Consider the following 4,347-nt stretch of genomic DNA (forward strand, 5'->3'; position numbering starts at 1 on the left):
ATCTCTTGCTCTCAAAAGAATTGCTGTACTTAATTTCCTCTGTTTAATTTTCAAAGACCAAGTTATTTTTGCGTGTCATCAACTGACCGCTTGATTATCTTATCAGCTTTTCGTTTCTCTGTCAACAACTTTTTTTATAATTTTTAAAGTTGAATTGACATCTGTAGAAAAACTACTTTTTTGATTTGTCGCATCAAGTCGACAAGTGCTATCTTATCATTATTATGCAGTCTTATTAAATAATATATAGCATCTTATTCAAATTTAACTTAATAATACTTAATTATTCTTATAAAAACTTTAATTACCTCATACTGACACGCTAGGTAAAGTATATCCCTTTATTTTGTGAAAAATGTCAATTAGTATAGAACATTGTAATAAGCTCATAACCTCCATAAAGTAAAATAAGCAGCTTATTATCAACCTGGAGCTTGACTTCTAAGCTACTTTATAGCATTAAATTCTATTTTAGTTTTCTTAATAGTTTCTCTAGTTTATCTACACTAATATCCTAATCTTGCTATATATTCTCTTATAACCTGATTTGACTTCTTAAATCTATAAAGTTCATCTTCAGTCATTTCGATTTCTACAATATCTTTAACTCCATCAGCACTTATTATAGCTGGTACCCCAGTTGCTACATTATATTCATTGTATTCTCCATCTAAGATAACAGATGCAGGCATTATTTTATATTCATCATGAAAAATAGCTTTTATTACTGCCACCGCTGCAGATGCTATTCCATAATAAGTTGTGCCTTTCCTATGTACAATATCCCAACCTGACTTAGTTACTCTTGAGACTATTTCATCAAGATTAATCTTACCATAAGTATCTGGATTCTGCTCCATAATCTTCAAAAATGGCTTACCTCCGACATATACATGAGACCACGGCACCATTTGTGAATCTCCATGTTCCCCCATAGCGTAGCCTTGTATTGAACGTGGATCTATATCTAAGTATTCTGAAATAAAAGTCTTAAATCTTGCTGAATCGATGGCTGTTCCAGTTCCCATAACCTGGTTTCTTGGTAACCCAGAAAGTTTCCAAACATGATATGTAATTATATCAACAGGATTTGAAACAATAATAAAACATCCGTTAAAACCTGACTTCATAATAGGCTCTACAATTGAAGTACAAATTCTTGCGCTTATCTCTAAAGTATCCAATCTGGTTTGACCGTATTTTGGCGGTGCTCCAGCAGCAATAATAACTGCACTTACATCCCCACACTGATCATAGCTACTTTTGTATATCTTAGTTCTTTGAGGTAAATACTCTACAGCGTGAGTTAAATCCATTGCTTCTCCAAGCGCTCTTTCTTCATTTATATCAATCATCAGCACCTCTTCACATACTCCTTGATTGACTAAACTAAATGCGCAGCTTGAACCAACTAATCCTGTACCAACTACCGCAACTTTCCTTGGTTTAATTGACATCGGTATACCCCCTTAAAAATTTTTTCTATAAAAACATTATATATAACATTGTTTTCAACTATCATTGATTATAATCCATAATACAAAAACTTCTGCAAAATACAATTTAATTTATTTTTTAGATAGTTAATTTAAAAGTTTAAAAATTTGGTATACTAATTTATGGGTGATGAAAAATGTCAGTAGAATTTAAAAATGATTGGAATGAACTTTTAAAAGACGAATTTAATAAAGAATATTACTTAAAATTAAGACAGTTCTTATTAAATGAATATAATACTAAAACTATATATCCAAATAAGTATAATATTTTTAATGCTCTCCACTATACAGCTTATGAAGATGTGAAAGTCGTTATACTTGGTCAAGATCCCTATCACGGCCCTAACCAAGCTCACGGTCTAAGCTTCTCTGTAAATCCTGGAGTACCAGCACCACCTTCACTGAAAAACATATTTAAAGAACTTCAAAGTGATTTAGGCTGCTATATCCCAAATAACGGTTACTTAAAAAAGTGGGCTGATCAAGGAGTATTGCTTCTAAACGCTTCTTTAACTGTAAGAGCTGCTGAAGCCAACTCCCATAGAAATATAGGGTGGGAAAAATTCACTGATAAAATAATTTCCTTACTTAACGATAGAAAAGATCCTATTGTGTTTATTTTATGGGGAAATAATGCTATATCTAAAGAAAAGCTCATTACAAATAAGTGGCATTACATAATTAAATCTGTTCATCCAAGTCCACTTTCTGCATCTAGAGGTTTCTTTGGAAGCAAACCATTCTCAAAAACTAATGAATTCCTAAAATCCATAGGAAAAACATCAATAGATTGGCAAATTGAAAATATGTAGCCCTATTGATACTCCACACCCATAAATGCGTGGGCTCCTTTGGTGGTAGTCGCCAGTTCACTGATAGGCGTAGTTCCCCAAATTTTAGGGTGTGCCATTACCCTTCCTAAACCAGTGCATATAGCAGTTTAGGCTTATAGACTATTACCATCTACAACAGTTGCATTAATTATATTAATACAATCGTTTAAATCTCTATGTGCTTTATATCCATATGAGCATTTGTATTTTCTATCATTAGCAGTATTTAAATTCCGTAAATAGGGCATTGTTTAGAAGTATTGCATGGATTAATATACTCAACTTTAATACCTTCTAAAAGTGCCTTATACTCTATAAATTGTGCTAAACGATAGAATAACTAACTATGCAAATTTTTTTCATTTTTACGGCTTGTTTTTGCCGTATTTCTGATATTAGTTAGTTTCGCTACTTGAATTTCCAGCAGTAGAAACAAAATAACTTCGTGTCCATAAACCCAGAATTTTTACTAATTGAGGAAACTCCTTTCTTATTATTCTGCTATTATTATCCCTAGGTTTTTATAACACACTATCATGTATGTTGATTAAATAAACATACACATGAAAATAAAAGCCTTTCATCCCACGCTTGAAAGACGTGGGCTTTTCCGCTAAATCTTGTAAATATTTATCTACTCTGATCTACTCCTTAAAGTCTTTTAACTCTAGAGGCTCTACAATCTTTAAGGGAGTATTAAAATATATACTATTACAAGGTTTCGCTAACTTTACACCTTCGTTCTCAAGAATATCCATTATTCTAAAATTTATTTCCTCTTTTACCTTCATATAAGGTCTATATTCATTCACTCTAATATAAAAATATATAAATATATCTAGACTACTACTTTTGAACTCATTAAAACTCACAATTATAAGTTCCTTATTTACCTTTTCATGGGTTTCAAGCATATATTCAATTCCATTAATTACTCTCTGAAGATTTTCTCTCTTTGTATCATGAGATATAGATAGAATAAAATGTATTCTTCTTTCTTCTCTTTGAGTCCAATTTATAATATTAGCATTAGCAAGCTTTGAATTTGGTACTGTAACAAGAGCTTTTGCAAAAGTTCTTATTCTAGTACTTCTAAAAGTTATATCTTCAACTATTCCCTCTATCTCAGTAGTCTGTATCCAATCTCCAATTGAAAAAGGCTTATCAAGTACTATTACCATTCCTCCAATAAGATTAGAGAAAGTGTCCTGTGCAGCTAAAGCGAATGCAAGACCACTTATCCCTAAACCAGTTATAAATCCTGTAAAGCCAAATTCTTTTGCTATTATACTTATAGATATAACAAATACTACAATTCTAATTATTATTGAGATAAAAGGAAAAACTATTCTATTTACCTTAACATTATATCTTTTTTGTATGCCTTCATATAATACTGAGTTCTCCAGTGTAAGATTATATATTATCCATGTAATAACTACTACTTGTGAAACCTTTAAAAGTCTAAAACTTATATATAATAATTCTTTATTAAAAAGTTTTACGCCTAAATATCTTAACGAAAAATATACCCCTAAAATAATCATAAAAAACTTTAATGGAGTTTGAACGGCGTTCTCTAAATTATCATCAATGTTATTCTTTGTTTTTTTTACGAATCTTTTTATTGCTCTATATACATATTTAACTATAAATCTTTTTAGTAAAAAAAATCCAAAAAATATTCCGAATACAGCTAATAAATCATATATCTCACTATTAACTAACGCATTAAAAATTGCTTTAAAATCATTCATATAATCACCTAAAAGCAAATAAATTAAGAATTTCACTGTTAGTTTTTCCATAATACTTATAACTATTAAGCATTATGAAAAAATATAATAATTATTATATTTAACAAAATAAAAAAACCTAGTACACTAAGTGTACTAGGTTTTTTGGTGGCTCGAGCAGGAATCGAACCAGCGACACGAGGATTTTCAGTCCTCTGCTCTACCGACTGAGCTATCGAGCCATACTAACCTGGCAACCTCCTACTCTCCCACACAGTC

The 4,347-nt window shown here is 30.8% G+C and carries 4 protein-coding genes, 1 tRNA gene and 1 pseudogene; 1 reads left to right on the forward strand and 5 read right to left on the reverse strand.

The genetic code is table 11. From position 1 onward, the window contains the following. Positions 1-506: 506 nt before the first annotated feature. On the reverse strand, positions 507-1,457 hold the full coding sequence (locus CPJCM30710_RS17255) for an L-lactate dehydrogenase (protein ID WP_212905382.1): 951 nt from the start codon (positions 1,455-1,457) through the stop codon (positions 507-509). 176 nt (positions 1,458-1,633) lie between these two features. Here CPJCM30710_RS17255 and CPJCM30710_RS17260 point away from each other — a divergent pair, with 176 nt between their 5' ends. Continuing rightward, entirely contained in the window at positions 1,634-2,311 is a 678-nt protein-coding gene (locus tag CPJCM30710_RS17260; RefSeq protein WP_212905383.1) for a uracil-DNA glycosylase, read from the forward strand. Positions 2,312-2,558: 247 nt separating this feature from the next. Here the strand turns inward: CPJCM30710_RS17260 and CPJCM30710_RS18300 are convergent, their stop codons facing one another. The 4 genes and pseudogenes from CPJCM30710_RS18300 to CPJCM30710_RS17280 all read right to left on the reverse strand — a co-directional run bounded on the left by CPJCM30710_RS18300 (position 2,559) and on the right by CPJCM30710_RS17280 (position 4,310). Beyond that, complete coding sequence (locus CPJCM30710_RS18300) at positions 2,559-2,648, reverse strand: zinc ribbon domain-containing protein (protein WP_407645011.1); 90 nt, start codon at positions 2,646-2,648, stop codon at positions 2,559-2,561. Positions 2,649-2,727: 79 nt separating this feature from the next. Then, positions 2,728-2,835: pseudogene (locus CPJCM30710_RS17270) on the reverse strand (transposase); the annotation flags it as partial. Positions 2,836-2,976: 141 nt separating this feature from the next. Continuing rightward, positions 2,977-4,089, reverse strand: coding sequence for a mechanosensitive ion channel family protein (locus CPJCM30710_RS17275; RefSeq protein WP_212905384.1), 1,113 nt, complete (start codon positions 4,087-4,089; stop codon positions 2,977-2,979). A gap of 145 nt (positions 4,090-4,234) precedes the next feature. After that, positions 4,235-4,310: transfer RNA gene (locus CPJCM30710_RS17280), tRNA-Phe, on the reverse strand. Between the last annotated feature and the right edge of the window lie 37 nt (positions 4,311-4,347).

Origin of the sequence: Clostridium polyendosporum, assembly GCF_018332455.1 — a bacterium.
Taxonomy (GTDB): Bacteria; Bacillota; Clostridia; order Clostridiales; family Clostridiaceae; genus Clostridium_AY; species Clostridium_AY polyendosporum.